Consider the following 25,642-nt stretch of genomic DNA (forward strand, 5'->3'; position numbering starts at 1 on the left):
AAATGGATAGAGAAATAATCCTAAACCAGTCAACTGGATTACACGTGTTACAATATACAAAAGCATGTCGCATTTCATGTGGATGCGGAGTTCCACACTTCCAATTGCAAAGGAGCAATGTACTATGAACGTACCTTCAGCATTATTCAAACCTTTCACCTCGGACAAGCTAACATTGTCTAATCGAATCGTTATGGCACCCATGACTCGCGGATTCTCACCAGAGGGCGTACCTGGACCAGAAGTTGCTGAATACTATCGTCGCAGAGCAGCAGGTGGAGTGGGGCTCATCATAACGGAAGGTACAGGCATTAATCATCCATCTTCGGTTAGTGGAGCGAGTATTCCATTATTCCATGGTGAAGATTCGTTGCAAGGATGGGCTAATGTAGTGAAAGCAGTACATGAAGCGGGTGGCAAAATCATGCCACAATTGTGGCATGTGGGTACAGCACGTCGTTCCGGTGACTTGCCTAACGCAGAAGCTGAGCCTGTAAGTCCGTCAGGGGTTAGCATGGCAGGTGAACCATCACGTGAACCATTAATGGAAGAGGAGATTCAAGGTCTTGTACAGGCATTTGCCCAAGCGGCAGCGGATGCACAGCGAATCGGGTTTGACGGCATTGAACTGCACGGAGCCCATGGATACCTGATTGACCAATTCTTCTGGGAGCAGACGAATCGACGGACCGACAATTATGGTGGTGATTTGGTACGGCGAACCCAATTTGCGGTTGAAGTGATTGAAGCTTGTCGTGCGGCGGTTGGTTCTGATTTCCCAATTGTGCTCCGGTTCTCCCAATGGAAGATGGGGAATTATGAGGCACGTCTGGTGGAGACGCCAGAACAATTGGAGCAATTCTTGGCCCCACTTAGTACTGCTGGCGTGGATATATTCCATTGCTCTACACGCCGGTTCTGGTTACCGGAATTCGAAGGATCTGAGCTGAATCTTGCGGGTTGGACGCAAAAAATAACGGGTAAACCAGCTATTTCCGTTGGATCGGTAGGTCTTGAAGCTGAATTCGTAGACAGAGCAACCGAGAACCAGGGAACAGGTGATGCCCATTTGGATCAATTAAATGAGAAGTTGGAGAACAATGAATTTGACTTGATCGCCTTGGGTCGTGTTCTGCTTAGTGATCCGGAATGGCCTGCCAAAGTTCGTGAAGATCGCATATCCGAAATCATTCCATTTACAACAGAAGTGTTGCAAACACTCCATTAATAGAAGCCTAATAACGTTTGGTGAAAGGTGAACTAACACTGAACGGCAACGATTTACAACGAAAAGTAAAACAAAAACGAACAAATAGGCCGCCTTTGGGCGGCTTTTCGATTTGTCTATACTAATAATTTCAACATATGAAAAATTCACAATAGAAAATCATTTTCTGCACCGTTACTCCTTTTTATTCTCCACATACATCGCACACGCGCCTAGTCACAACACCATTAAGTTCCACATCTCAGGTTCTATAGCAACCATTTTTTTCGCTGCATATATGTCATCACAACGATTCAATCCTCAGAAGTGCTCATTTTGAAAATCCACCACCTTATGATAAGGTTAGGCCTGAACCCAAGGGTTGCCAAGATGACATTACATAAGGAGGATGAATATCCTTGCACAACTATAGGTACAACTCGAACAATAAATGGAGAAAACCACTGCATATGATGTGTCTTCTGCTGGGGATCGTTCTGCTTTTATCGGCATGTGGCCAAGCACAGAAACCTTCCTCCTCAACGGACTCGAATACCGGATCGAACGCTGGCTCTAACTCAGGGCAATCTTCCTCATCGCCGGAGCAGAATACCGTTCCACCGCAGGAAGAAGTGCAAGAGGAACCGCAAGAAGAAGTCGATCCGGTGCAGGAGCAACTCAGTTCATTAACGTTAGAAGAGAAGATTGGACAGATGATACTGGCCGGTGTTCAAGGGACAACGTTGGATAATCAAACCAAACAGATGATTACGGATCAAAAGGTAGGGGGCATTATTTTCTATGCCAACAATGTATCGACACTTGAGGGAACAGCCAAGTTTGTACAATCCATCAAGGAAGTAAATCAGTCCAACCCGGTACCGATCTTCATGAGTGTGGATCAGGAGGGCGGCAAAGTCAGTCGTATGCCAGAGACGGTGGAATCCATTCCTTCCAGTAGAAAAGTAGGCGAGACGAAAGACAGCGCGCTTGCTGAAACGATGGGCGAATTGTTGGCGAGACAGGTTCAGCTTGCGGGTTTTAATATGGACTTCGCGCCTGTACTGGATGTGAACAGTAACCCGAAGAACCCGGTGATTGGAGATCGTTCATTCGGCAGCTCGGCAGAACTGGTGTCACGTATGGGGATTGCAGAGATGAAGGGATTACGTAGTGAAGGCATTATTCCGGTAGTGAAACATTTTCCGGGTCATGGTGATACGTCCGTGGACTCCCATCTCGATCTCCCTGTCGTGAATAAAACGGAAAAACAACTGGCCAAGCTTGAATGGATTCCGTTCCAGGCCGCAGTGAAGGAGCAGGTAGAGGCGGTCATGGTTGCACACATTTTGTTCCCGAAGCTGGACCCGGATCATCCGGCTTCCTTATCGGATGTCATTATAGGTGAACATTTGCGCGGGAAGTTCAATTATGATGGTGTCGTCATCACAGATGACCTGAGTATGGGTGCAATCGCGAAGAACTACAAGTTGGACCAGGCAGCCCTAGCAACTGTCAAAGCTGGAAGTGACATTCTGTTGGTAGCTCACAGTTATGAGAGTGCCAAGACGATTTTTGATACGCTAATAAGTGCAGTAAAGTCAGGCAAAATCACCGAGTCCCGAATTGATGAAAGTGTATATCGTATCCTGGCATTGAAGCAACAATACAAGTTATCCGATGATCAGAAAGCTTCCGGAGACCTGAAGCAATTGAATGCAGATATTGTGGATTGGCGTAAGCAAATCGATGCTAGATAATAAATCCTGTGTTATGATTTTGCCAGAGGTGAGATCCAATAATGTATACCATTATGATAATAGAGGACGATCCCAAGATTGCGGGATTATTGAAATCACATATTGAACGCTACGGGGACCGGGCCGTACTGGTCGAGGATTTTGAGATGATTGTGCAACAGTTTGAGCAGGTACAGCCACATGTGGTACTTCTGGATATCAACTTGCCCAGTTACGATGGTTTCTATTGGTGCCGCCAGATTCGTACGCTGTCTACATGCCCCATTTTGTTTATCTCCGCACGGAGTGGGAAGATGGATCAGGTCATGGCACTGGAGAACGGGGCGGATGATTATATTACGAAGCCATTTGAGCATGAGATTGTTATAGCAAAAATTCGAAGTCAGCTGCGCCGGGTATATGGGGACTATGCTGCTCGTGATGAAGAACGCAAGGTGGAACTGGACGGTTTGGTCGTGTACTTGGAAAGACTGGAGATTCAGCTTGGTGATCGCAAAGTACAGCTGACGAAGAAGGAAACGATTCTGCTGGAAACGTTACTCCGCCGCAGTCCCAAGCTGGTGAGCAGAGAGACAATCTTGGAGAAGCTGTGGGATGACTCTTTTGTGGATGACAATACACTCAGCGTAAACGTTACTCGGGTGCGTAAACGATTAGCCGAACTTGGTATTACGGACGCACTGGAAACGGTCAGAGGTTCGGGTTACCGATTGAACAATACCTGGAAGGCCGCTTCACCATCATGAGATTGTTTATACGAGAACATCTCGCTTTAACGTGCTGGGTTGTTGCCATCTTGTTCACCGTTGTTGCGGTGTTCTGGTATGACGGTTACAACGATTGGGTCACGGCTGCTTATGCCGTAGCGTTGGGATTATTTTTATACATCGGATATTTGGTGTATCGTTATTATTCACATCGCTCCTTTTATACCCGGATGTCACGGTCGATGGATTCGCTGAAGGAATTTGTACCCTTGAACGAAACAAGTCCTTTATCACTGGCGCTGGAGAAGTTGTTGGATTCACAATACGGCCAGTATCATGCTCATCTTCATCGGCTGGAACAACGGCAGCAAGAATATCTGACGTTCATGAACCAGTGGGTCCATCAGATGAAGACACCGTTATCCGTCATTGAGTTGACCGTGGAAGGTCAGGAAGATGATGATCCTCGGCTCGTAAGCATTCGGGAGGAAGCGGACCAGATGAGGCGAGGTTTGGAGACTGTGCTGTATGTGGCCAGGTTGGATACCTTCGAGCAGGATTTCAGTGTGGAACCCGTGATACTGAGGACCGCTGGGGAAGAGGCGATCCATGAACTCAAGCGATTCTTTATTCGCAATCACGTCTATCCAGAGATGCATATAGAACCTTCGTTGGTTGTACAATCCGATGCCAAGTGGATTCGGTTTGTCCTGGTACAGTTACTGTCGAACGCAATCAAGTACTCCGCGGGCAACGGGCAGAAGATCTATGTGCGTGCATATGAAGCGGAACGCTCTATCATGTTGGAAGTGCAGGATCAGGGCATCGGGATTCCGAAGTCTGATCTAAACCGGGTATTCCAACCTTTCTTCACCGGGGAGAACGGGCGGCATTTCAAAGAGTCCACAGGCATGGGGCTGTATATTGCCAAAGAAGTGTTAACACGGATGAATCATCGGATTGATCTTGAATCTGTGTACGGCGAAGGAACGACTGTCCGAATTACATTCAACTCTTGAAGTGACAGGTTGAAGATAAGATTGGGACGTGAGGTCTGTATTTTTGTTGAAAAAGTGTGAGTGGAGTATATATTACAGTGTAAGTGTAAGTATAGACGTCTATTGCCTGATCGGGGCGAAGGCGTCTTTTTGATTTTCATGATGCAACCTTACAACATTGTCATGTTGGTGAAAGGTTAAACCATAGGAGAATGGCCAAAACTTCGATAGACTGTAGTCAGAAGAGTACAGGAAAGGCCACGCACAATACACATGCACACAGCATGAATGTAACTTGATTTTGAATTCATACATCACTAAGGAGTTGTAACCATGGAGATTTGTTCTGTGAAACAGATCAGTAAAATCTACAAAGGCATCGTATCTTATGAAGCGTTATCAGGTATTGACCTCAGTATTCAGGAAGGTGAGTTTGTTGGCATCATGGGACCATCCGGTAGTGGCAAAACAACACTGCTGAACATGATCTCAACCATTGATCATCCAACATCAGGCGAACTGCGGATTGCAGGGAAGAATCCGTTTGAATTGAATCAGGACGAACTCGCGCTGTTCCGGCGCAAAGAGCTTGGATTTGTTTTTCAATCGTTCAATCTGTTAAATACCCTGACAGTCAAGGAAAACATTGTGCTGCCACTGACTCTTGACGGTGTTTCGCTAGCAGAGATGAACACTCGTGTTGAACAGCTGGCAAGCAAGCTGGGGATCGAAGGTATTCTGAACAAACGGACATATGAGATATCAGGAGGACAGGCACAGCGTACGGCCATTGCCAGAGCGCTTATCCATTCCCCGAAGCTGATTCTGGCCGATGAACCAACAGGCAACCTGGATTCGAAGGCGGCAAGAGATGTGATGGAGATTCTCGAAACGCGCAATCAGGAGGATCAGGCTACGATGCTGCTGGTCACTCATGATGCAGTAGCTGCAAGTTATTGCAGTCGGGTTGTCTTTATCAAGGATGGCAAACTGTATAATGAGATTCACTACGGCGATAATCGCGCAGCCTTTTACCAGAAGATTATTAATGTATTATCCCTAATGGGAGGTTCAGGACATGAATTTTCGCCAGTTCGCCATTAATAACGTTGTTCGCAACAAACGAATTTATCTGGCTCATTTTCTGAGCAGTACATTTTCTGTTATGATCTTTTTTACTTACGCATTGCTCCTGTTCCATCCCGACTTGAAAGCGGGCTTAAAGGGATCAAGTGGGACGGTTACGTTGCTTGCGAATCAGGGGTTTATGATTGCAGAGATCATTATATTCATCTTTTCATTCCTGTTCCTGCTCTATTCCGTTGGTTCATTCCTGAAGACGCGCAAGAAGGAATTTGGTATTTTCCTGATCATTGGCATGACACGTAAACAGATGAACCGGCTTCTGTTTATGGAGAACATGTGTATCGGATTAGCTTCCATCATTACCGGGATCGGACTCGGAATTATTTTCGGCAAATTGATTCTGCTGATCTGTGGCTCCATGCTGGCTGTTGAGAACAGCCTTCGATTCTATTTTCCGCTAAAAAGCATTGCCCTGACGGCAGGTGCATTTCTGCTGCTGTTTGTTGTGATCGCGATGTCATCATCCTTGCTCATCCGCAAAGGAACTCTCATTGACCTTGTGAAATCAGAGGAAAAACCGAAACCGGAACCCAAAGCATCACGTCTGCTCGCCTTGTTATCGGTATTGTTAATTGGCGGGGGTTATGCAGGAGTATTCACTTTTGTATGGATAAGCTTCTCCTTTCCGTTATTACTTGCAAGTGTCGTGGTTGTTATTGCAGGTACGTACTTCCTGTTCACACAGCTCAGTGTATACATCATTCGGGCACTGAAAAGAAATCCAAGGTTGTTTTTCCGTAAAACCAATCTGCTCTTCCTATCTGAACTTACCTACCGAATGAAAGATAACGCCATCATGTTTTTCATGGTAAGTATCATTTCAGCTTCTTCATTTACGGGAATTGGCACCATGCTTGCTATTGCTGACCCGGGGTTGTCGTCCATGTCGAATCCGTACGCATTCAGTTATATGAATAACTGGTATACTCCAAACTCCGAGCGACATATTCGGCAGATTGAAGAAACGTTGATTGATAATCAAGTTCCCTACGTGAAGGGCAGTTATGCTCCTATAGGTGAAAATAATAATGGGAATATTATCAAACTGAGTGATTATAACCGTCTTGCGAAGGCACTGGGGTATGAAGAACGTACGTTGAAACAAATCGATGAGTCATTTATGACACCAAGCAATTTGGCGATGCGCAAGGAGTACCGTGAACAGGTTGAAAAAGGAGCCTCGGGAGGAAAGATCAATCTGGAGGTTGATAATCAGCGCGTACCTGTCCAGCTATCGACACCTGGTACCGATATTGTAATTCCTTTTCAATATGAAATTTATCTCTACGTCGTAACCGACGAATTATTTAATAAGATGAGACCTGCGTACAACGAGGAAGTTGGCATGCCTGAAGGTTTCTATTCGAGTCGAACGATACAATTTATCGTGAAAGATTGGATGGGTACACGCAGCTTTGCTCCTGAATTGATCAAATCCATTCAAGATGATCATTCCGAAAAAGGTTATTACGAGGTCAGCGCGCTTGTGGTGGATTGGCTTAATTCCAAGCAGACCAATGGCATCATTCTAATTTTGAGCGGCCTGATCGGCATTGTTTTCTTCACCTTTGCAGCAAGTTTCACGTATTTCAGACTTTACGCAGATCTAGAACGGGATGAAGCGCAGTATCGCATGATTGGCAAAATGGGACTGAGTCGTCCCGAACTCCGTAAGATCGTAACAAGGCAGCTATTGCTTATGTTCTTCCTGCCGATTCTGGTGGCGGTCATCCACAGTTCGGTTGCCTTTGTGGCGTTGCAGCAACTGGTTGATTTCTCGGTCTTTGGATACAGCCTGCGCATCTTCTTGGTATTTGCTTCCATGCAGATTTTGTATTTTGCACTCGTGCGCTGGCGGTATCTGCGTCACATGTATTCCAAATTAGTCTAAAATAGCATGGCCCAACAGACACCGGACTGATCGCTCGGTGTCTGTTGACTTTTCTAGCTAAGGCACAGTACTATTTCATTAGATACAGAATGTATCATTACATAGTTTCTCAAGCAGTTAGAAGGATGGAGTTACAGAAATGTCAGGCCGGTGCCTGAGAGGGAGGACATATCATGAGTATCACGATGTCTCGTGGACAAGCTTACATTCAACGGCTGAATGATGAGCGGAATGTATGGCTGGACGGAGAGCGTATCCAGGTAACTGGGCATCAGGCCTTTCAGGGAACACTTCAAACCATAGAAGGATTGTTCAATCTGGTGGATGACCCGGTGACAAGGGAAACCGTGGCCTATTGGGACGAACAGACGGGAAGTTACGTGCATCGCTCTTTTCTTGTGCCTCGTTCACTTCCTGACGTAAACAGCAGGGCGGATGCTTTTCGGCTGTGGGCCGATCGGACGTATGGGGTGATGAGCCGATTGTCTGATTATGCCCGATCCAGGCTGACCGGTTGGTATGCAACACGACATGAAATGACATCACATGACCCGGCATTTGCAGACAAAATATCGGATTATTTTGCACAAGCCAAACGAAACGATGCATTCCTGACAATTGTCCAGCGTGACCCGCAGATTAATCGTTCCTTGCCTGTTGGTGAAGATGAGGATGCCATGCTGCGAATTGTCAAAAGGAATACAGAGGGCGTTGTGATACGCGGGGCCAAAATGGTGGCAACAGCCGCGCCTTATGCCGATGATATCATTGCTTATCCCGTTCAACGAATTCCAGGCCACCTGCCAGAGCTGGCCCATATGGTAATTGTAGCCGCGGACAGTCCGGGCTTGCACATGATGTGTCGTGAATCTTTTGCCACAAAAAATACAGATAAATCACATCCACTCAGTGCGCAGTATGATGAGATGGATGCTGTATTATTTTTTGACGATGTATTTGTGCCCTGGGAACGTGTATTACTGCACAATAACCCTGAAGCCGTATGGCAGATTCGCTGCAATACAGCTTCGGCCAGTCTGGCCTACCATCAGAGTGTCATTCGATTACACTCGAAACTGGAGTTTATTACAGCCGTGACCTCATCCATTGCCAAGGAGATTGGGGTGGACTCTTTCCTGAATGTGCAGGAACAACTTGGAGAGCTGATCAGTCAGATGCAGACTATCGAGGGACTGATTATTGCTGCTGAAGCACAGTCCAAGCCGGACGCATTTGGCAACTGGCTGCCGGAATTCAAATATATTGAAACCGCACGTAATCTGGGCAATCGCTATTATCCCCGCGCGGTGGAGATTTTGAAGACCACTGCTGCGGGTGGTCTGATTCAGATTCCTTCTGGTACGATTGAGATGAATGAAATGATGGGTTCCATGATTGGCAAATATCTTGGTGGAGTAACGATGCAAGCCCCGGAGAAGATTCGACTCTTTCAACTCGCATGGGAGCTGACCGGAAGTCCACTCGGAGCAAGGCATGATCTATATGAACGTTTCTACGCGGGTGATCCCGTGCGCAATCGGGCGAACCAATATGTGCAGTATGACAAGGAACGTTTATTCGGAAAAGTGGAGCCGTGGCTACGCTCGCTTAAGGACTGAGCTGTTGATCTAAGATTGAAAAGCCTGAATGAAGAACGAAAAGTTTGAATGTAGGCTGAAAACAGCCCTATTTTAGTTAATGCCTTGGTCTGAGCCAGGGCTCTATTTCTATTTATTTAGATTATCTTTAGAAATGATTTAGGTTGAATTAAGAGACGTAGTATATAGTAATAATGTAGAGATAGGCATAGAGTATAGGAAATGAGAGGAATAACATGAGATACACCGTATTAATTGCAGATGACGAACCAGAGATTGTTGAACTGCTTCAACTATATCTGGAGAAGGACTATACCATTAAAACTGCGGTGAATGGAGCCGAGGCATTACAAAGCATACGTTCAACACAGATCGATCTGGTCATACTGGACATCATGATGCCTGTAATGGATGGATTGCAGTTGATCAAACAGATCAGAGCCACATATCACATGCCTGTACTGTTCCTATCCGCTAAAAGTCAGGATCACGATAAAATCCTTGGACTTGGACTTGGGGCAGACGATTATATATCGAAGCCGTTCAACCCGCTTGAGATTGTCGCCAGAGTAGAGGCGTTGCTCAGAAGAGTTAATCAATTTGATGCAGCGGAGATCCCCGAAGCGAAAGAACAGAATCTGGTATTAGGTGAGCTGACGCTGGATCGATCCCAATGTATCCTTTTTCGTTCAGGAAGTCCTGTAACATTGACCTCTACAGAGTATAAAATTATGGAATTGTTGCTTGATCAACCTGGCCGAGTGTTCACCCGTAAAAAAATATACGAAGCGGTCTGGGGCGACTATTATGCGCACGAGGACAGCACGATTATGGTACATATCAGCAACATTCGGGAGAAGATCGAGCGTGACTCCAGACAACCGGAATATCTCAAAACGATAAGGGGACTTGGATACAAAATTGAAGCGCCCATGGAAAGCTAGAGAAAAGCGACTGTTGCAGACATCCCTGACTTTGGACTTCTTGCTGTTCAACTTCTTTTTGCTGTTACTGGTATTGATTGTGTACCTTATGGTTTCACTTGATGTCGTGGATTTTCGCATTTCGGATCAGGTGGTAGACCCGAATCTGAATGTTGAAGCCCACATGTATGTGGAGGAGCTGGAGAACGAATTTTATTCCGGTGGAGGTTCGGTGTCGAAAGGCAAAGACACAGAGATTCAACGTCTCAAGGATAGCGGGGGCTGGATTGAAATTCTGGATGCGAATCGCAATGTCATTCATCATGTGGGAGACAAGCAAGATGCGATCACGCAATACAGTGAAGCTGATCTATATGATGGACTGGAAAATCGGAGTGACCAGGAATACTATTATTCGATCACTCCTCTCTCGACAGAAGGAGCGGCAGCGTATGTATTGCTCAAAATCCCACGTGATCTGGTCAGCGTGCGAATTAATGATAATCAGTTGATTACTAATCTGAAACATCCATTATCCTTTTACATTATGATTGGCATCGGTTTGGTTTTATTATTGATCTTTGTCTACAGCTACTGGGTCGCACGGAGAATCAAAAAACCACTCAGTATCCTCTCCTCGGGTCTTACGCAGATGATACAAGGAAATTATAGTACACGTATGTCGATCTCAGCCGAGAGGGAATTTGTCCAGATAGGTGAGACCTTCAACTACATGGCGGACGTCATTGAGAACACTTCTGCGGAGAAACGTTACGCCGAAGAGAGCAAACAGCGACTGATTGTAGACTTATCACATGATCTGAAGACACCGATAACATCTATACAGGGATATGCGCAGGCATTGGTGGAAGGACGTGGGGAGGACAAGGACAGGCAGCAAAGATATCTGGGATACATCTATAACAAATCCGTTCAAGTTGCACGCATGATACAGAATATGCTGGAGCTGCTCAAGGTGGATTCGCCCGATTTTCGCATGCATATTCAGAGAAGAGAGATTGGAGAATTCGTGCGCGAAATTATGGCAGATACTTATGGGGAGATTGAACAGAAACAGTTTGTCCTTCATGTACTTGTTCCTGATGAGGTGATCTACGCGAGGTACGATCCGGAGCTGTTATCCAGAGTCATCCAGAATCTGATTACCAATGCTCTGTCTTATAATCCAATCGGGACCGAACTGCGGGTCGAACTCATTCCGCTTCATACCCATGTGGTGATAGAGGTGGCAGATAACGGAGTGGGCATACCTCAAGAACTATGGTCAACGATCTTTGACCCGTTTGTACGAGGGGATGAGGCGCGGACAGCGACCGGAGGCACCGGACTTGGTTTGTCCATCGCACGACGTAATACGGAGAAAATGGGCGGACGGCTGATCCTTTCCCGGCGTGGGCGAGAGACCACCGTGTTTACCATTGAGATTCCAAATTAAATAAGAGAAGAAATGTCCATGTGGGGGGAAATATTTTGTTCAAAGTAAATACGTTTGTCCGGTTCAGTATTGCACTGGCGCTGATATTGGTTAATATCTATTTATTATCACGTGTAAGCTTCATCTTTCAGCCGCTCGTCACCATGATCACGGTCATTACCGTGCCAATGATGTTGTCGGTGTTCTTTTATTATCTGCTAAGGCCGCTTGTGAATTATATGGAGAAAAAGAAAATAAATCGCACGCTAAGTATTTTGCTAATCTATCTGGTTATTGCTATTCTGGGAGTGTTCTTCATCATTGGTTTATGGCCATCGTTACGTGAGCAACTGATCAATCTGGTTGATAACGCACCAAGTTTAATTAATTCATTAAGTGAACAGCTGAGAGAGCTGGAGCAAAATGGTGCCATTCAGGCCTTGTTCCCTGAGGGCTCGACACCTTTCTCCCAGATCACGGAGTATATCAACAAAGGATTTAACTTTGTAACTAACTATGTAAGTGGATTTTTCTCACTCGTTTCCAGTTTTGCGATCATCTTGTTTACACTACCGATCCTTTTGTTCTATATGCTGTTACAAGGCGAGAAATTTGGTCGTAAATTGGCACATATCGCTCCAAAACGCTTCCAAAAGGACAGCCGTGAAGTCGTAATTGAGATTGATCAGGCGTTGAGTGGTTTTATTGTGGGAAGAGTTTTGGTGAATCTGGCGCTGGGTGTACTGATGTATATCGGTTTCTTGATCATTGGACTGCCGTACGCATTACTGCTCACGGTAATTGCGGTCATCATGAACTTTGTTCCATTCATCGGAGCGATTGTGTCGTCCGTACCTATTGTGATCATGGGTCTCGTGGTATCACCATCAGTTGCCATCTGGTCTCTGATTATTATTCTTGTTGCTCAGCAGATTCAGGACAACCTGGTTGCACCGTACGTATTCGGCAAAAAGCTGGATATTCACCCGCTCACGACCATCATTCTGGTGTTGGGTGCAGGCGACCTGGGTGGAATTATTGCCATCCTGATTATTATCCCGGTTTATATGATCGTTAAAATTCTTTTGGTTCGAATCTATAACATGTTCTTCAAGGACAAATGGCAGAATGCATAGAATTTAATTATTCGAAGGAGTGGAGCACATGTCTGAAATTATCGAAAAACAATACAATGAACCTGAATATATCGCACCTCAATCTGTTCAAATGGGTACCATTCACATCTCGAACGATGTGTTATCCAAGATCGTGGGGATGGCCGCTCAATCAACGGCTGGTGTATCCTCTATGTCCGTTGGACTGACTGAAGGGATTGCCAAGAGTATCAGCGGCAAGAGTCTGCAAAAAGGGATTGACGTACACGTCAAAGACGATCAGGCAACCATCCAGCTGCGCATCAACATTCAATATGGCAACAAAATGCACGAGGTCTGCCGTGAACTTCAACATAATGTTCAACAGGCTGTAGAGCAATTAGCCGGCGTTATGGTCGATGAAATCAAAGTGCAAGTTGTTGGCATATCCATGCCGGAGACGGTATAAACCAATGAAAAGAATGTAAGGAATAACGTTTATAGGATAAACGATTGGCAAAAACAGCACCTTCCCAATTAACAACTTAACTGGGAGGGTGCTGTTTTATGTTTGCGGTAGTAGGTGGGAGCTTCACCCATCACTTTTTTGAACATTTTGGAGAAAAGCAATTGATCGTTATAGCCCACAGAACGGGCAATATCACCAATGGTCAGACCGGGATCAAGCGTCAGTTCGGCTGCCCTGCGCATCCGGTAATGAACTAGATACGACTGAATACTGCTTCCCATCTGGTCCTTGAAGAGAGAGCACAGATAACTGCGCTGCAAACCGACATGGGCCGCGATGGACTGAACGGTAATGGCATTGGCATAGTTCATTTCAATGAAGTCCATTACCTGCGTTACGTACGTTTCCTTCGAATAATCCTGAATGGGTTGAAGATGCTCTGAATTGGCCTGATCGATCAAAATAGAGAAGAATTGATAAAGTAAACCAGTCATGCTAATCTCCCAGCCTTTATGGGTATTGCGGGAATTGACCATTCGATGCAGGCAAGATCGCATCTCGTCATCCTCATTGCCCAGCTCAAAGATCGGGTGATGCTCCGACAGACAGGCCTGCTGTAAAAAGGAGGAACTATTGCTGCCTTGAAAAGCAACCCAGCTGTATTCCCATGGGTCATCCTGATCTGCTTCGTAATGAACAACAGAATGCGGAACGATTAGAAATCCTTGGCCTTTGTGCAGGGTGTATGTTTTGCCACCGACTTCGAAGGTGCCTTTGCCATTCAAAATATAATGAATTTTGTAATAGTCTCTCATGGCAGGGCCAAAGTGGTGACCTGGTGTACAGGCTTCCGTGCCATAATGTAGGAGCTGAAGCTCCTGAAAATGATTGTTCTTGAACATATACGTAATCAAGGTATTCACTCCTGTACGATTTCGTCTCATCTTGCATTTTAACATACTAAATAGTTGAAAAGATTAATTATTTAACATTAGTATATATAGATAACAATCATTATTCCATATGTTCAAAGTGAAATGCCATATCGTTTATCCAGGAAAATGTCTAAGATGAAAATGAATTCAACAAACCTTACAGGAAAGTGAGAATAACGATGCCCTATACTGCGAGTGAACAACGATATGATGAGATGAAATATGTACGTTCCGGCAAATCCGGAATCAGACTTCCGCAAATTGCGCTGGGTTTATGGCAGAACTTTGGTGGCAACCGTACATTGGATATTCAGGAAGAAATGATTTTGCGTGCCTTTGACCTCGGAATTAACCATTTCGATCTGGCGAATAACTATGGTCCACCTCCAGGATCAGCGGAAGAGAACTTTGGCGTGATTTACAAAAAACATCTGCGTCCTTACCGGGATGAACTGCTCATCTCCTCAAAGGCAGGTTACCATATGTGGAATGGACCTTACGGCGAGTGGGGCTCCCGCAAAAACCTGATTGCCAGTCTCGATCAAAGTCTTGGTCGGATGGGGTTGGACTATGTGGACATATTCTATCATCACCGTCCAGATCCGGATACGCCATTGGAAGAAACGATGACGGCATTGGATCATATCGTGCGGCAAGGTAAAGCACTGTATGTGGGCTTATCCAATTATAATGCAGAACAGACACAAGAAGCGGTAACCATTCTCCGTCGTCTGGGTACGCCATGTCTGGTTCATCAGCCAAACTACTCGATGTTGAATCGCTGGATTGAAGACGGTTTGCAGGACGTACTGGATGAGCAGGGCGTAGGTTCCATTGCATTCTGTCCACTTGGCCGCGGTCAGTTGACGAATAAATATGTCGACAAGATCAAGGAAGAACGAGCCAATCCAACAGGCAATTTGAAAAAAGAAGCTTACACGGACGAACGGATTGCCAAGTTCGATGCACTTCAGGCGGTTGCTGAACGAAGAGGTCAGACGATCTCTCAACTGGCTCTGAACTGGATTTTGCGTGAGAACCGTGTAACCTCTGCACTGATTGGTGCAAGTCGTGTGTCCCAGATTGAAGAAAACATGGCTGCCCTTCAGGCACCGGATCTGACAACGGAAGAGTTGAATGAGATCGAAAGCATTTTGGACGGAATGGGTAATTATCCGTGGTAACGTACACAGTACAGCTGTGTGAAAATTATAGTTAGGTAAAACTAATGTAATATAAATGAAGAATGAAAATGGCGCCTACCTGATCAATCAGGAAGGCGCCATTTTGTATATGTCATTTTCTTTATAGGATAAGATCTATTATAATAGTTCATTAATTGACCTATGTTTATTTTTTCAGAATGAACCTAGTTCATAGCACCTGGTCCTAGGATTTAGGGTATAATATATAGAAGCTTTACAATTGAACTACGAAGGAGAGGCTCCATTTGAACTTTGAACAGTGGATTTCGCCTGAAAGCTATAACCTGACATCCGAGATGGAGAATCATCCATCAGACCGGATTGCACTTAGATGGCTCAGCGATCAACGAGAATTGGAAGAGATCACGTATGGTGAATTATTCAAGCAGGCGAATCGTCTTGCTGGAGGTTTGCGTGAACTTGGACTAGAGAAGGGTGATCGGGTGTTGGTCATGGTACCACGCCGTATTATTGCCTATGTCATTTATATTGCTTGTCTTAAACTGGGGATTGCCGTTATTCCTTCCTCCGAGATGTTACGGGCAAAAGATCTGGAATATCGTCTGCGTCACTCTGAGGCGCGGGCTGTTATTGTATGGTCCGAGACGACCTCAGAAGTGGAAAAGATGGACGCGGATCTGCCGTCACTGGCATATCGCATCGTGGCATCACCGAATGAAGAAGTTAGCGTACCTGCTGAAGGTTGGGTCAATGTGCATCAGTTAATGCAGAATCAACCCGAAGAGATGGCTGCGGTGGAGACTCATCGTGATGATACGGCTATCCTTGCTTATACTTCGGGCACAACTGGTAATCCCAAAGGAGTTGTACATAGCCACGGTTGGGGATATGCCCACCTGCGGATCGCTTCTTCATTATGGTTGGATATTCAACCTTCAGATACCGTATGGGCAACGGCTGCACCTGGCTGGCAAAAATGGATCTGGAGCCCGTTCCTGTCGGTACTCGGAAGAGGCGCGACTGGACTGGTCTACAATGGATCATTCCAGCCCAAGCGTTATCTGGAACTGATGCAGGAACATCAGATTAATGTCCTTTGCTGTACACCAACAGAATATCGGTTGATGGCCAAAGCAGATGATCTTGGACATTATGACCTGTCTCATCTGCGCAGTGCTGTTTCAGCGGGTGAACCGCTCAATCAGGAAGTTATTGAAATCTTCCAGCGTCATTTTGACCTGACTATTCGGGACGGATATGGACAGACCGAGAGCACGTTGTTAATCGGCAGTCTCAAAGATGCGCCTGTACGTATTGGCTCGATGGGTCAGTCAATTACACCTGGATTGATTGAAATTATTGACGATGAGGGACAACCTGTGCCTCCGGGTGAAGTAGGAGATATCGCGGTACACAAAGAGATGCCAGCTTTGTTCCGGTCCTATTATCAGGATGAGGGACGGAAGGAAGCGAGTCAGCGTGGCGATTATTTTGTAACAGGGGACCGTGCACGCAAAGACGAAGAAGGATACTTCTGGTTTGAAGGTCGCAGTGACGACATCATCATCAGTTCGGGTTACACGATTGGACCATTTGAAGTGGAAGAAGCACTCATGAAACACGCCAGTGTGAAGGAATGTGCGGTGGTTGCAAGTCCGGATGAGATCCGTGGCAATATTGTAAAAGCTTTTGTCGTGTTGAGAGACGATTCACTGGCTTCACCGGAACTGATGCGTGAACTGCAACACCACGTCAAGGAAATTACAGCACCTTATAAATATCCACGCAAGATCGAATTTGTTACGGATCTGCCAAAGACCAACTCTGGTAAAATCCGCCGGATCGAACTGCGCGAACAAGAAAAACGTAATAGTTAGATCATTTTGTATAGATGGAATTTTGGGGATTGTGCCTGCGTAGTGAAAGAGAAGGAATCGATTCTGCAGAATCGAAAGCGGTCGTATTTGTCTCCGAATTTTAACCTTTGAAAAATACGATGAAGAAAATTTGGAGACAACGACGATCTAAAGAACGATCCTTCGCTGTAACGGCCACTCAACAGATCCCAAGTTTGCAAACCATGCCATAATATATGAAACAGGAGTGAACACAACCATGAGTCAATTTGAACAGACCTTTGAAAAGTCATTGGAACAATACGCAGAACTAGTTGTTAAAGTTGGCGTGAATATTCAAAAAGGACAGGATCTGCTCGTCACTGCCCCCATCGAAACGCTTGAATTCACACGTCTGATTGTGCAAAAAGCCTATGCGGCTGGTGCAAACTATGTACAGGTGGACTTCGATGACGACAACATTACCCGCAGTCGTTTTGAGCATGGTTCCAATGACAGCTTTGACTATTATCCAGCGTGGAAAGCGGATATGATGGAGAAGTTTGCAGAAGCAGGCGGCGCTACCCTGACGATCAAAGTTCCAGATCCTGAACTGTATAACGGAATTGACTCCGACAGCGTTTCCCGTGCTACCAAGGCAGCTGCACACGCACGTCGCGGATATGCCAAATACACACGCAACCATGAAATTAGCTGGTGTCTGATCAAAGCACCGACCAAGGCCTGGGCGAACAAAGTATTTGCCGACATCCCGGAAGAAGACCGAATCAACGTGATGTGGGAAACGATCTTCAAAATGAACCGTGTAGATGGCGGAGACGCCGTACAAAATTGGAGAGAACATCTGGATACCCTGAATACCATGAGTGATCTCCTGAATAAAAAGAACTATAAGAGCCTGCATTACCGTGCGCCAGGTACAGATTTGAAAATTGAATTGGTCCACAACCACATCTGGGGTGGCGGTGGTAGCGAAAATAAACAAGGTGTATACACCGTTGCCAATATGCCAACTGAAGAAGTATTCACCATGCCTAAACGCAGCGGAGTGAATGGATATGTCAGCAGTACCATGCCTTTGAACCTGAACGGACAACTTGTAGACCAGATGAGAATCACATTCAAGGATGGACAGGTTGTAGCGTTTACGGCAGCATCCGGTGAAGAGCATTTGAAGAACCTGTTTGCCACCGATGAAGGAGCACGTTATCTGGGTGAGGTCGCACTCGTACCACATGACTCCCCAATCTCCAACCTGAATCGCATTTTCTACAATACGGGTATTGACGAAAATGCATCCTGCCATTTGGCTGTGGGAAGTGCGTATCCATTCAACATGAAAGATGGCACAACGATGTCTAACGAAGAGTTGCTGAAGCATGAATGCAATGTGAGCTTGACTCACGTTGATTTCATGATCGGTTCCGCTGAGTTGGATATCGATGGTGAGTTACAGGATGGTACGATCGAACCGGTGTTCCGCAAAGGCAACTGGGCATTTTAATTTCTAATATGAGTAGTGAAAAAGGAGAAGAGCAATCTCTAATGAGGTTGCTCTTCTCCTTTTGGTCATACGCTTAGCAGCATAGTTGAAGACTTGAATTTATGAAATGATGAAGTTGGAATCAATGCTTTGTTTGATTGCCAATTCGTAATGCTTATTTACCTCGCTCCAATTGATTACATTCCAAAATGCGCTAATATAAGCGCTAGCAATTAATATCCTACCTGGACATTACAAGCTGTGTGAACCTGGAGGGAATTCGTTTTACTCCTGATTTGAAGACCAATCTTTGAAGCAATCTAGTATATATTCTAAATTTGTTGCTCCACCAGCGCCGTGAAACACATCAACCCTTACAATATAGTAGAACCAATCTTCTTCAATCGTTTCAAAAAGTACTTCTTCTAAATAAGTATCAGTCAAGTTTCTGTAACGTTAGATGTTAGAGAGAGAGTACATAATATTAAATTTATAGTTCTAAGTTCCTATTTACTGTAGTAGGTTCTTTTTTTTTGCCTATCCATTTTCGTATGCAGAAAAGTTGGAAGATCAAAATTTAATAACCTGCATTCTGTAAGGATTTTATGTATGTACCAATACCATTTTGTTATTGATGTCGTCTCGATAGAAGGGGGGGTGTCCTAACGAATAGGTGTTTATCTGGACAGGAATATGTTTAATAGTGTAGTCAGATTTAATAAAATAGTCCTTGTAGGCGAGAGATAAATTATGCGTTTAAAACTTCAATCATTATTCACAAGATCCTTTAGTACTATAAATAAAAGCCACATTGATCATAGGGAGCGGGATATTATGATAACATCATATATACTGGATAAAGCGTTGGCGTTGGTCAACCAATATAAATCAGGTGACTTGTTTAGCATTGCCACAGGTGAAGGAATTCTGATTATGAAAGATCCAATCGATCTGCCTAAGGGAGTTGTCCTGGGGATTGCAGCTGTATGTAAATGGTACAGAAGCATTTATCTGTAAGAATGTTTGGATGAAATTGAGAAGCATCAGGTAATAGCACGGGCAATCGGAATACATATCCTTTTCTTATTAAATCTGCAGCCTGCATGTACAGCAGTAATGGAAAATGCAACGGATGAACAGCAAGAAGATATTATCAAGTTTGCTGAAGCATTACTAAAAGAATTACACGTTTTAGTTTGAGTAACGACGTACTCTAACAAGTACGTTTTTAATTAACATATGATGCTAGAAAGGCGATTAGATACCATACCGGAATCGAATGAGAGTAGGAAGCAACAAATAATTAGAAGTACCTGTTATTTATCTAGCCAGATAAGGCCCGCCTTTTAGTAAATCTTCAAATTTTGGAGCCTATATTTTCTCATGAAAACTACGTAAAATAGAAGTTTTCCATGATATCATGGATCCGTCAAATCAATCTGAGTAGAATTTGTTGGTTTCTGGTATTGACTTCTTTGTTCATTAGAATGCAAATTGGCCCAATTAACATTTTCTTTAGAAACAACACTCTCAACCCGTTCGACCAATAGTTGAAATGGAGTCTCTGAAACGCTATAAATTCCGGTCCTAGTAAGAAACATATACTTTTCTTGACGAAGTGTTTCACATACACTTCTATATTCAATCCAATTTTCATGGTATTTTTGCAAACTTAAAAGGCCCTCCACAAATGCTATACCTGCGCCCAACACACCAATTATAATCACAATCCACTGATTGTTGGTTGTTAAGCTTGTTAAAACTGGTATAAGAGTAGCTGCAACAATTTCTCCAACTTTCCACCATTTATATTTACTCTGGCAAGACATACTCATACGGTCATACCAATTGATTTGTCCCTCTAATCTCCGGCTGATATACTCTTCTTGTAGAATATCCATAAATCACCCCTTAGTTTAGAATATTGTCAAAAAAATTATTCTATGTGTTGTGCTGCTACTAAAAAGCCAATTATTTAATATTATTTCTGATTAAGATTATGAATTACCTCTTTTTGAACTAACGAATATAAGAAATTCTGAATATCACGGTAGACTATATTATGAGGATTAAAGGATAAATTAAGAATATATTTTCTTTCTCTCGAAGTCCTATTATTTTGGTCATATATTATGAACCTCATATCTTTATCAAGATAAGTAAAGACTCCAACACGATCCTCAGCAAATCCGAACTCATCTGGATACATAGAGAAGACAGAAGCTAGATGCTCGTCTTGCGTTATGAAAGAATATCCTTGTTTAGTACCGAATTTAAGGTAAATCCAGTCTTTTTCCGAAAATAACTGAGAGAGTTCCAAAAACAGATTGAATGATTTCTCGAAATTATAAGGAGAAATAATAAAAGTAACTTTACCCAGTTCACTTTGATATATGGAACCTTTCTCATCTTGCTTTTTCCCAATTGTGTAGATTATTTTGATTCCATACACTAGAATAGTTAACTTATCTTTATTCGGGGCGTATGCGTACCTTAGATTGTGCGTAATAAGGTATTGTTTTATGTTCTCGAAATACAATTCGACGTTATATGTAACTTTTCCGCCGTTCCCATCCCCGTACTCTGTTAGCAATTCATAATGAATCGTATTAAAAACATCTCGCAAATCAAATACAGACGATCCATTCTGATAAGCAAGCATATTCGCATAATCAACATCTGAAAAACTCTCTTTAAAGCGATATTCGAACTTTTTGTTTATTACTGAAATAAAATTATTAAGCCCATCACCTGAAGTAATGTTGAATCCTTGGAGTAAGCTTAAAGGTGCTTTTAAAAGGGCTACATCAATGCCAATTCCTACAGGGATAACATCAATACTTTTTGAGTATGCAAAACCTGCTTCAAAATAGATCCAACTACTAGAAATTGAATTAGGGCTCACAAACACAAACATCACTGAAGCGTGCTTTAAACCGTCTTCAATTTTGTGTACCCAGTTACTTCCAAAGGGGATGCTTTCACCATCGCTTGAAAGGAAAATATCCAGTACTCCACCAGTAATGGAATCCAATTTGGTTTTGATTTCAAGCATTGGTTCCTTATCTTTACTAGAATGGCTAAAAAAAATGGTTGGTTTTTTCATCTTTTAGTAGGGCTCCTTGCATCAAAAGTTAAGATAAAAGACACTCATCAAAAATTACATGGAATAATACCTTCGCGATTTCTGTCAGAGACTAGGATTTAGCAAGTTATAATATTTTTATTGAGGTGACCTGTGGCTTATATTTTGCCGTTCATTATGGTACTACTTAAGAATCACCTTGAAAACTGAATTTATTACTTTGTAAGACATAGCTAATAAAGGAGTAAAGTTCAAATTTTAACAAGTTGTTTCGGCCGTTTAACGAAACACTCACTTATATTTTATGATATAAGGTGAAAGACCAAAATATGGTTTATTCTTTTGATATTCCTAAATATTCATGAAATGCAGGATTAATTTTATACCTTTTAGGTTTACCTGAGCGCTCAGCAAATTTCTGAGCTAGCTTATTAGTAATTTGGGAAGGTCTCTTCTCACTGAAAAATTCAAATTTATTGGGCATTGTCTCCTGACCGATAAAAGTTATTTCACATAATATCTCTATTAATTCATTAGGAGCTTCCGTAGCCATAGTAATACAATGCAATAGTTCCTCATGGTTGATTATTTCAAATTGCCCTGCAAATTCAAAAAGAATAGCTTCTAAGTTTCTTATTCTCTTTCCATTCTCAGGAAGCAAAGAACTAAATGCATACTCAGAATATGCATATTCTGCCGCAATGAAATCTGCTTCAGTTACCTTGCTATGGTTATTGTTTAAAGCCTCTTGAAGTGCCATTTTAAATAAGAATATGATGTCTCGCGGTCGTGGTATAATTAATTCTTGTATATACTTTCTTAGCGGTTTTCCTTTTACTGTACTGCAAAAGTAGTCATTCCAGAATGAATCTGGGCTAGTAATTCCATTACTACTATAATTAATTCTTTTTTCAATTACTCGAAATAATAGTTGTGAATCCGTCCAATCTAGATGTTTAGTTGCGATTTTATCCCGCTCGGGTGTTAAGCTCATTACTCTTGAGAAGATATCACTTCTTAAGAATACGATTAATGATACATTTACAGGCTCATGTTTATAAGTGTTTCTTTGGAATTCAGAAGTGATTTTTTGAACAACATTAAGCAATCCTAATAATAAATCGCTTAAACTACTAAGATTTGCACTATCATTCCAACCTTTATCTAAATTATCAATTAATATTTTTACACCTTCCTTTCTTTGAAGGGTAGAACCTAAGTGTCTTCTTAGTTGTGTAAGCATACTAGAGTGTAAGTATTCGCTTATTTTTTTTCGTTGCTCATCAATACTGTCTCCGACGTTAACTTTTTTTAGTTCCTTAACTGCATTTTCTAATCTCAATGTGAAATCTGCATTTATAATTCGAGAATTGTTACTAACATATAATTCAAACTCTTCTTCTGCCTTTGTCTTCTCGTAATGTAAAGGCTGACTATCCAGCCATTCATAGTATTGTTTTGAAATTTCAGTATATATAAGGTATTTCCAAATACTCTCAATAAAATTTCCTTGCTCTGAGTTAGCACGAAGTTGTTCCATAATATCAAGGACACCCTCAAACTCATGACCTTGTGGCTGAATAGACACTACAAAATTCCTTCTGTCATCAGATAGAGTCTTCTTAAGTTTTATTAAATTTGCTGTTTTCCCAGTTCCCTTTCGTCCAACGAATAATATTTGTTGGGCTTTTAGTGCTTCATTATATTCTGCAGTTTCGAGAAAATATTCTGTTAAATCTTTTGACTCATTTTCTGCTACATAGTCGCCAACTATTAGGTTGTTCAACTGACCAACTGCAGACTGGTCAGCTTTGAAGGTTTTATGTTCGTCCACCATAGTTTGGTATTCATCAATTAAAGGTGACAACCACTCTCTAGCAATCTCTTCACACTGAGATGGAGTGGAGTGAGTTTTAACATCTTCATGATAATCAAGAGGAGCTACAAAAGGATGATGAGCAAGTAATATAAAAGGAATTTTAAGTCCTTTTGCAAGACCTGCTATCATTGATTTTCGCGCCAAATCATGCTCTCCTTCAATTTCACTATTTTGTTTATGGAAATGTATAATCACTCCAAATGAATGAGGGAGAAACTTAAGGTACCAATTTAGTGGCTGAATTGCCTCAGAAAGATCGTCAATTTTTACTGGAAGCTTGGATTTTTCTTGAACTAATGTATGTAGTAAGCTAGAAGAACTAGTCCCTGCCTCACACTTTAAGTATAAGAGATTACGGTTAATATCAGGATCATTGAAAATTATGGTTGGCTTATCTGTATGTTCATAAGGAATATCTGAATAAAAAATTGATTGAAGTTCAATTGCATTTTGATATACAGAATACCCAATTCCAGTAATAAGATTAAACATCTTATAGTTGGTAGCAGCATTAGTATGGGTTGAATTAACTGAAATCCAAATAGCCTTTTTCTTAGCTATTGCATAACCAAGCTCATACAATACGTTATTGTTCAAATACGTCAGATCACACATGAACAAGTCACATTCATCAATTGCTTTTAAAATGTTAGTTATAATGGGTTTACCACTGATTGAAAAATCTTCCCATGATGTAATGTTTACTTCATTAGATACTTCATTAATTTCTGCGATAGCTTTAATTATGTGTTCAGAACTACTACTAGAATATGCGTAAAATGCTTTTTTTTTCTTCAAAATTCTTTCACCTCGATTTATATAATTTATTCTTAGAATATTTTAACACTTTTTCTTAGATAGGGTTGATATATTTCTCTACTTAATTTGAAAACATTTGAATGTTAACAAAATTTGTGCAAGTTAACTTTGTTCGTTTAAAATTTATATATAAATTGATATAAAGCTCTATATGCAAAATTAGTTTAAGCTAGACTGTTACTAATAGTATAAGCACTAAATGAATTTTCTCTCAGTATTCTACGGGGGAATGGTCGTTTAGGTTTTGGTATTTGTTATATAGAGCAGAAAAATTGAGACAATCAAGATCACTAATCGGGAAGGGTCACATCAACAAATTAACAAAACAAAATGTACCAACACCTCATGTTAATGGTAAATCAATACCAGGAGCGTTAGACCAGCTAGACCAGATGAGATTCCTAAGAAGAGGTAGAGATGATGAACACATTAAAATGGCTTCAAAACTGGTATCATGAGAACTGTAATGGTGATTGGGAGCATTCATACGATGTGAAAATTGATACAGTGGATAATCCCGGTTGGTCTGTCGAAATCAAGTAATCATAATCATTTAACTGCGTTGGATATCAGCCATAATCCAGCATTGAAAAATTTTAAGATGTTTTAATAACCGCATCACGAAGCTGGACATCATTCACAATAAACAACTGGAAGAGCTCTACTGCTCGTAAAATAAACTTGCGGAGCGGGATTCTAAACAAAATCCCATGTTGGAGAGACTTCAATATGCGGACAACCTGATTACAGAACCGGATTGTGTGGTGCCGGGGGTTGGAACTTTTCAATACAATGTTTCGTTGATCAATTATATTGTAACCGTGCCGTATAAGGGGAGAGAGCTTGTAGTTACAGCAAGTGTACCTACCAAAGCAGCTATGGAAGTGCTCACTCCTGTCATTGAAGTAGCGGACACTTCAACTCATTGGAGAAGCCCATCCATATGAGGATGTGAATGAATTGGTTATGACTGAAGTGGAATTTCAGGAAGGTGTCACTTTAAAGTAGGGTATGACGCAAGCGATACTCCTGCTGGTCGACTTTGTCTATATGCGGAGTTTGACGGCAGACTTCAAATGTCTGAAAGACTCATCTATGAATCGTATTAAAGGATAGGATGAAACCTATTCGAACGAATTAAAGCCACGAGATCGTGGCTTTTTGTTTTATCATTGAACTAGTTTGTCATTT

General features: G+C 42.6%; 23 protein-coding genes. 18 read left to right on the forward strand and 5 right to left on the reverse strand.

Features of this window, described 5'->3' with window-relative positions:
* Nucleotides 1-124 precede the first annotated feature (124 nt).
* The 11 genes from V6668_RS13415 (at nt 125) to V6668_RS13465 (ending at nt 13,228) form a co-directional block, all read left to right on the forward strand.
* Nucleotides 125-1,228 carry an NADH:flavin oxidoreductase gene (locus tag V6668_RS13415; protein WP_338708659.1) on the forward strand — a complete coding sequence of 368 codons (1,104 nt, stop codon included), beginning with the start codon at nt 125-127 and terminating at the stop codon, nt 1,226-1,228.
* A 398-nt stretch (nt 1,229-1,626) separates the two neighbouring features.
* Entirely contained in the window at nt 1,627-2,967 is a 1,341-nt protein-coding gene (gene nagZ / locus V6668_RS13420) for a beta-N-acetylhexosaminidase (protein WP_243391426.1), read from the forward strand.
* 41 nt (nt 2,968-3,008) lie between these two features.
* A complete protein-coding gene (locus tag V6668_RS13425) occupies nt 3,009-3,713 on the forward strand; it encodes a response regulator transcription factor (RefSeq protein WP_036608604.1) in 705 nt (234 codons plus the stop codon).
* A complete protein-coding gene (locus V6668_RS13430) occupies nt 3,710-4,693 on the forward strand; it encodes a sensor histidine kinase (RefSeq protein ID WP_338708660.1) in 984 nt (327 codons plus the stop codon). Before V6668_RS13425 ends, V6668_RS13430 begins: the two co-directional genes overlap by 4 nt.
* A gap of 312 nt (nt 4,694-5,005) precedes the next feature.
* A complete protein-coding gene (locus V6668_RS13435; protein WP_036608600.1) occupies nt 5,006-5,776 on the forward strand; it encodes an ABC transporter ATP-binding protein in 771 nt (256 codons plus the stop codon).
* On the forward strand, nt 5,751-7,709 hold the full coding sequence (locus V6668_RS13440; RefSeq protein WP_338708661.1) for an ABC transporter permease: 1,959 nt from the start codon (nt 5,751-5,753) through the stop codon (nt 7,707-7,709). Before V6668_RS13435 ends, V6668_RS13440 begins: the two co-directional genes overlap by 26 nt.
* Nucleotides 7,710-7,882: 173 nt before the next feature.
* Complete coding sequence (locus tag V6668_RS13445) at nt 7,883-9,328, forward strand: 4-hydroxyphenylacetate 3-hydroxylase family protein (RefSeq protein ID WP_338708662.1); 1,446 nt, start codon at nt 7,883-7,885, stop codon at nt 9,326-9,328.
* 215 nt (nt 9,329-9,543) lie between these two features.
* Complete coding sequence (locus V6668_RS13450) at nt 9,544-10,251, forward strand: response regulator transcription factor (protein WP_338708663.1); 708 nt, start codon at nt 9,544-9,546, stop codon at nt 10,249-10,251.
* A complete protein-coding gene (locus tag V6668_RS13455; RefSeq protein WP_338708664.1) occupies nt 10,217-11,686 on the forward strand; it encodes a HAMP domain-containing sensor histidine kinase in 1,470 nt (489 codons plus the stop codon). The genes V6668_RS13450 and V6668_RS13455 overlap by 35 nt, the downstream gene beginning before the upstream one ends.
* A 35-nt stretch (nt 11,687-11,721) precedes the next feature.
* Nucleotides 11,722-12,801, forward strand: a complete 1,080-nt coding sequence (locus tag V6668_RS13460; protein ID WP_127546990.1) for an AI-2E family transporter — start codon at nt 11,722-11,724, stop codon at nt 12,799-12,801.
* A gap of 28 nt (nt 12,802-12,829) precedes the next feature.
* On the forward strand, nt 12,830-13,228 hold the full coding sequence (locus V6668_RS13465) for an Asp23/Gls24 family envelope stress response protein (protein ID WP_047842725.1): 399 nt from the start codon (nt 12,830-12,832) through the stop codon (nt 13,226-13,228).
* A 68-nt stretch (nt 13,229-13,296) separates the two neighbouring features.
* Here V6668_RS13465 and V6668_RS13470 read toward each other — a convergent pair whose 3' ends face one another.
* A complete protein-coding gene (locus V6668_RS13470; protein ID WP_338708665.1) occupies nt 13,297-14,142 on the reverse strand; it encodes an AraC family transcriptional regulator in 846 nt (281 codons plus the stop codon).
* 200 nt (nt 14,143-14,342) lie between these two features.
* Between V6668_RS13470 and V6668_RS13475 the strand changes: the two genes are divergently transcribed.
* The 3 genes from V6668_RS13475 (at nt 14,343) to V6668_RS13485 (ending at nt 18,689) form a co-directional block, all read left to right on the forward strand.
* Nucleotides 14,343-15,347: an aldo/keto reductase gene (locus V6668_RS13475; RefSeq protein WP_338708666.1), complete on the forward strand. Its 1,005-nt coding sequence runs from the start codon at nt 14,343-14,345 to the stop codon at nt 15,345-15,347.
* A 317-nt stretch (nt 15,348-15,664) separates the two neighbouring features.
* Complete coding sequence (locus tag V6668_RS13480; RefSeq protein ID WP_100528997.1) at nt 15,665-17,206, forward strand: acyl-CoA synthetase; 1,542 nt, start codon at nt 15,665-15,667, stop codon at nt 17,204-17,206.
* A gap of 238 nt (nt 17,207-17,444) precedes the next feature.
* A complete protein-coding gene (locus V6668_RS13485; RefSeq protein ID WP_036608587.1) occupies nt 17,445-18,689 on the forward strand; it encodes an aminopeptidase in 1,245 nt (414 codons plus the stop codon).
* 264 nt (nt 18,690-18,953) lie between these two features.
* Here the strand turns inward: V6668_RS13485 and V6668_RS32220 are convergent, their stop codons facing one another.
* Nucleotides 18,954-19,112 carry an Imm53 family immunity protein gene (locus V6668_RS32220; RefSeq protein WP_422395257.1) on the reverse strand — a complete coding sequence of 53 codons (159 nt, stop codon included), beginning with the start codon at nt 19,110-19,112 and terminating at the stop codon, nt 18,954-18,956.
* Nucleotides 19,113-19,502: 390 nt separating this feature from the next.
* Between V6668_RS32220 and V6668_RS13490 the strand changes: the two genes are divergently transcribed.
* Entirely contained in the window at nt 19,503-19,685 is a 183-nt protein-coding gene (locus V6668_RS13490) for a hypothetical protein (protein WP_338708667.1), read from the forward strand.
* A 6-nt stretch (nt 19,686-19,691) separates the two neighbouring features.
* Nucleotides 19,692-19,868, forward strand: a complete 177-nt coding sequence (locus V6668_RS13495; RefSeq protein WP_338708668.1) for a hypothetical protein — start codon at nt 19,692-19,694, stop codon at nt 19,866-19,868.
* Nucleotides 19,869-20,086: 218 nt separating this feature from the next.
* Here the strand turns inward: V6668_RS13495 and V6668_RS13500 are convergent, their stop codons facing one another.
* From V6668_RS13500 to V6668_RS13510, 3 genes are all read right to left on the reverse strand, one after another.
* Nucleotides 20,087-20,569: a DUF4231 domain-containing protein gene (locus tag V6668_RS13500; protein ID WP_338708669.1), complete on the reverse strand. Its 483-nt coding sequence runs from the start codon at nt 20,567-20,569 to the stop codon at nt 20,087-20,089.
* 80 nt (nt 20,570-20,649) lie between these two features.
* Entirely contained in the window at nt 20,650-21,774 is a 1,125-nt protein-coding gene (locus V6668_RS13505) for a toll/interleukin-1 receptor domain-containing protein (RefSeq protein WP_338708670.1), read from the reverse strand.
* 313 nt (nt 21,775-22,087) lie between these two features.
* Nucleotides 22,088-24,430 (reverse strand): P-loop ATPase, Sll1717 family, encoded by a 2,343-nt coding sequence (locus tag V6668_RS13510; protein WP_338708671.1) that lies wholly within the window; start codon nt 24,428-24,430, stop codon nt 22,088-22,090.
* A 438-nt stretch (nt 24,431-24,868) separates the two neighbouring features.
* On the opposite strand from V6668_RS13510, the gene V6668_RS13515 reads away from it, so the two are divergent.
* The gene (locus V6668_RS13515) at nt 24,869-24,994 is read left to right on the forward strand and encodes an Imm53 family immunity protein (RefSeq protein WP_338708672.1); all 126 of its coding nucleotides are present in this window, start codon (nt 24,869-24,871) and stop codon (nt 24,992-24,994) included.
* A gap of 167 nt (nt 24,995-25,161) precedes the next feature.
* The gene (locus V6668_RS13520) at nt 25,162-25,398 is read left to right on the forward strand and encodes a hypothetical protein (RefSeq protein WP_338708673.1); all 237 of its coding nucleotides are present in this window, start codon (nt 25,162-25,164) and stop codon (nt 25,396-25,398) included.
* Nucleotides 25,399-25,642 lie beyond the last annotated feature (244 nt).

Origin of the sequence: Paenibacillus amylolyticus, from assembly GCF_036894225.1 — a bacterium.
GTDB classification, from domain to species: domain Bacteria; phylum Bacillota; class Bacilli; order Paenibacillales; family Paenibacillaceae; genus Paenibacillus; species Paenibacillus amylolyticus.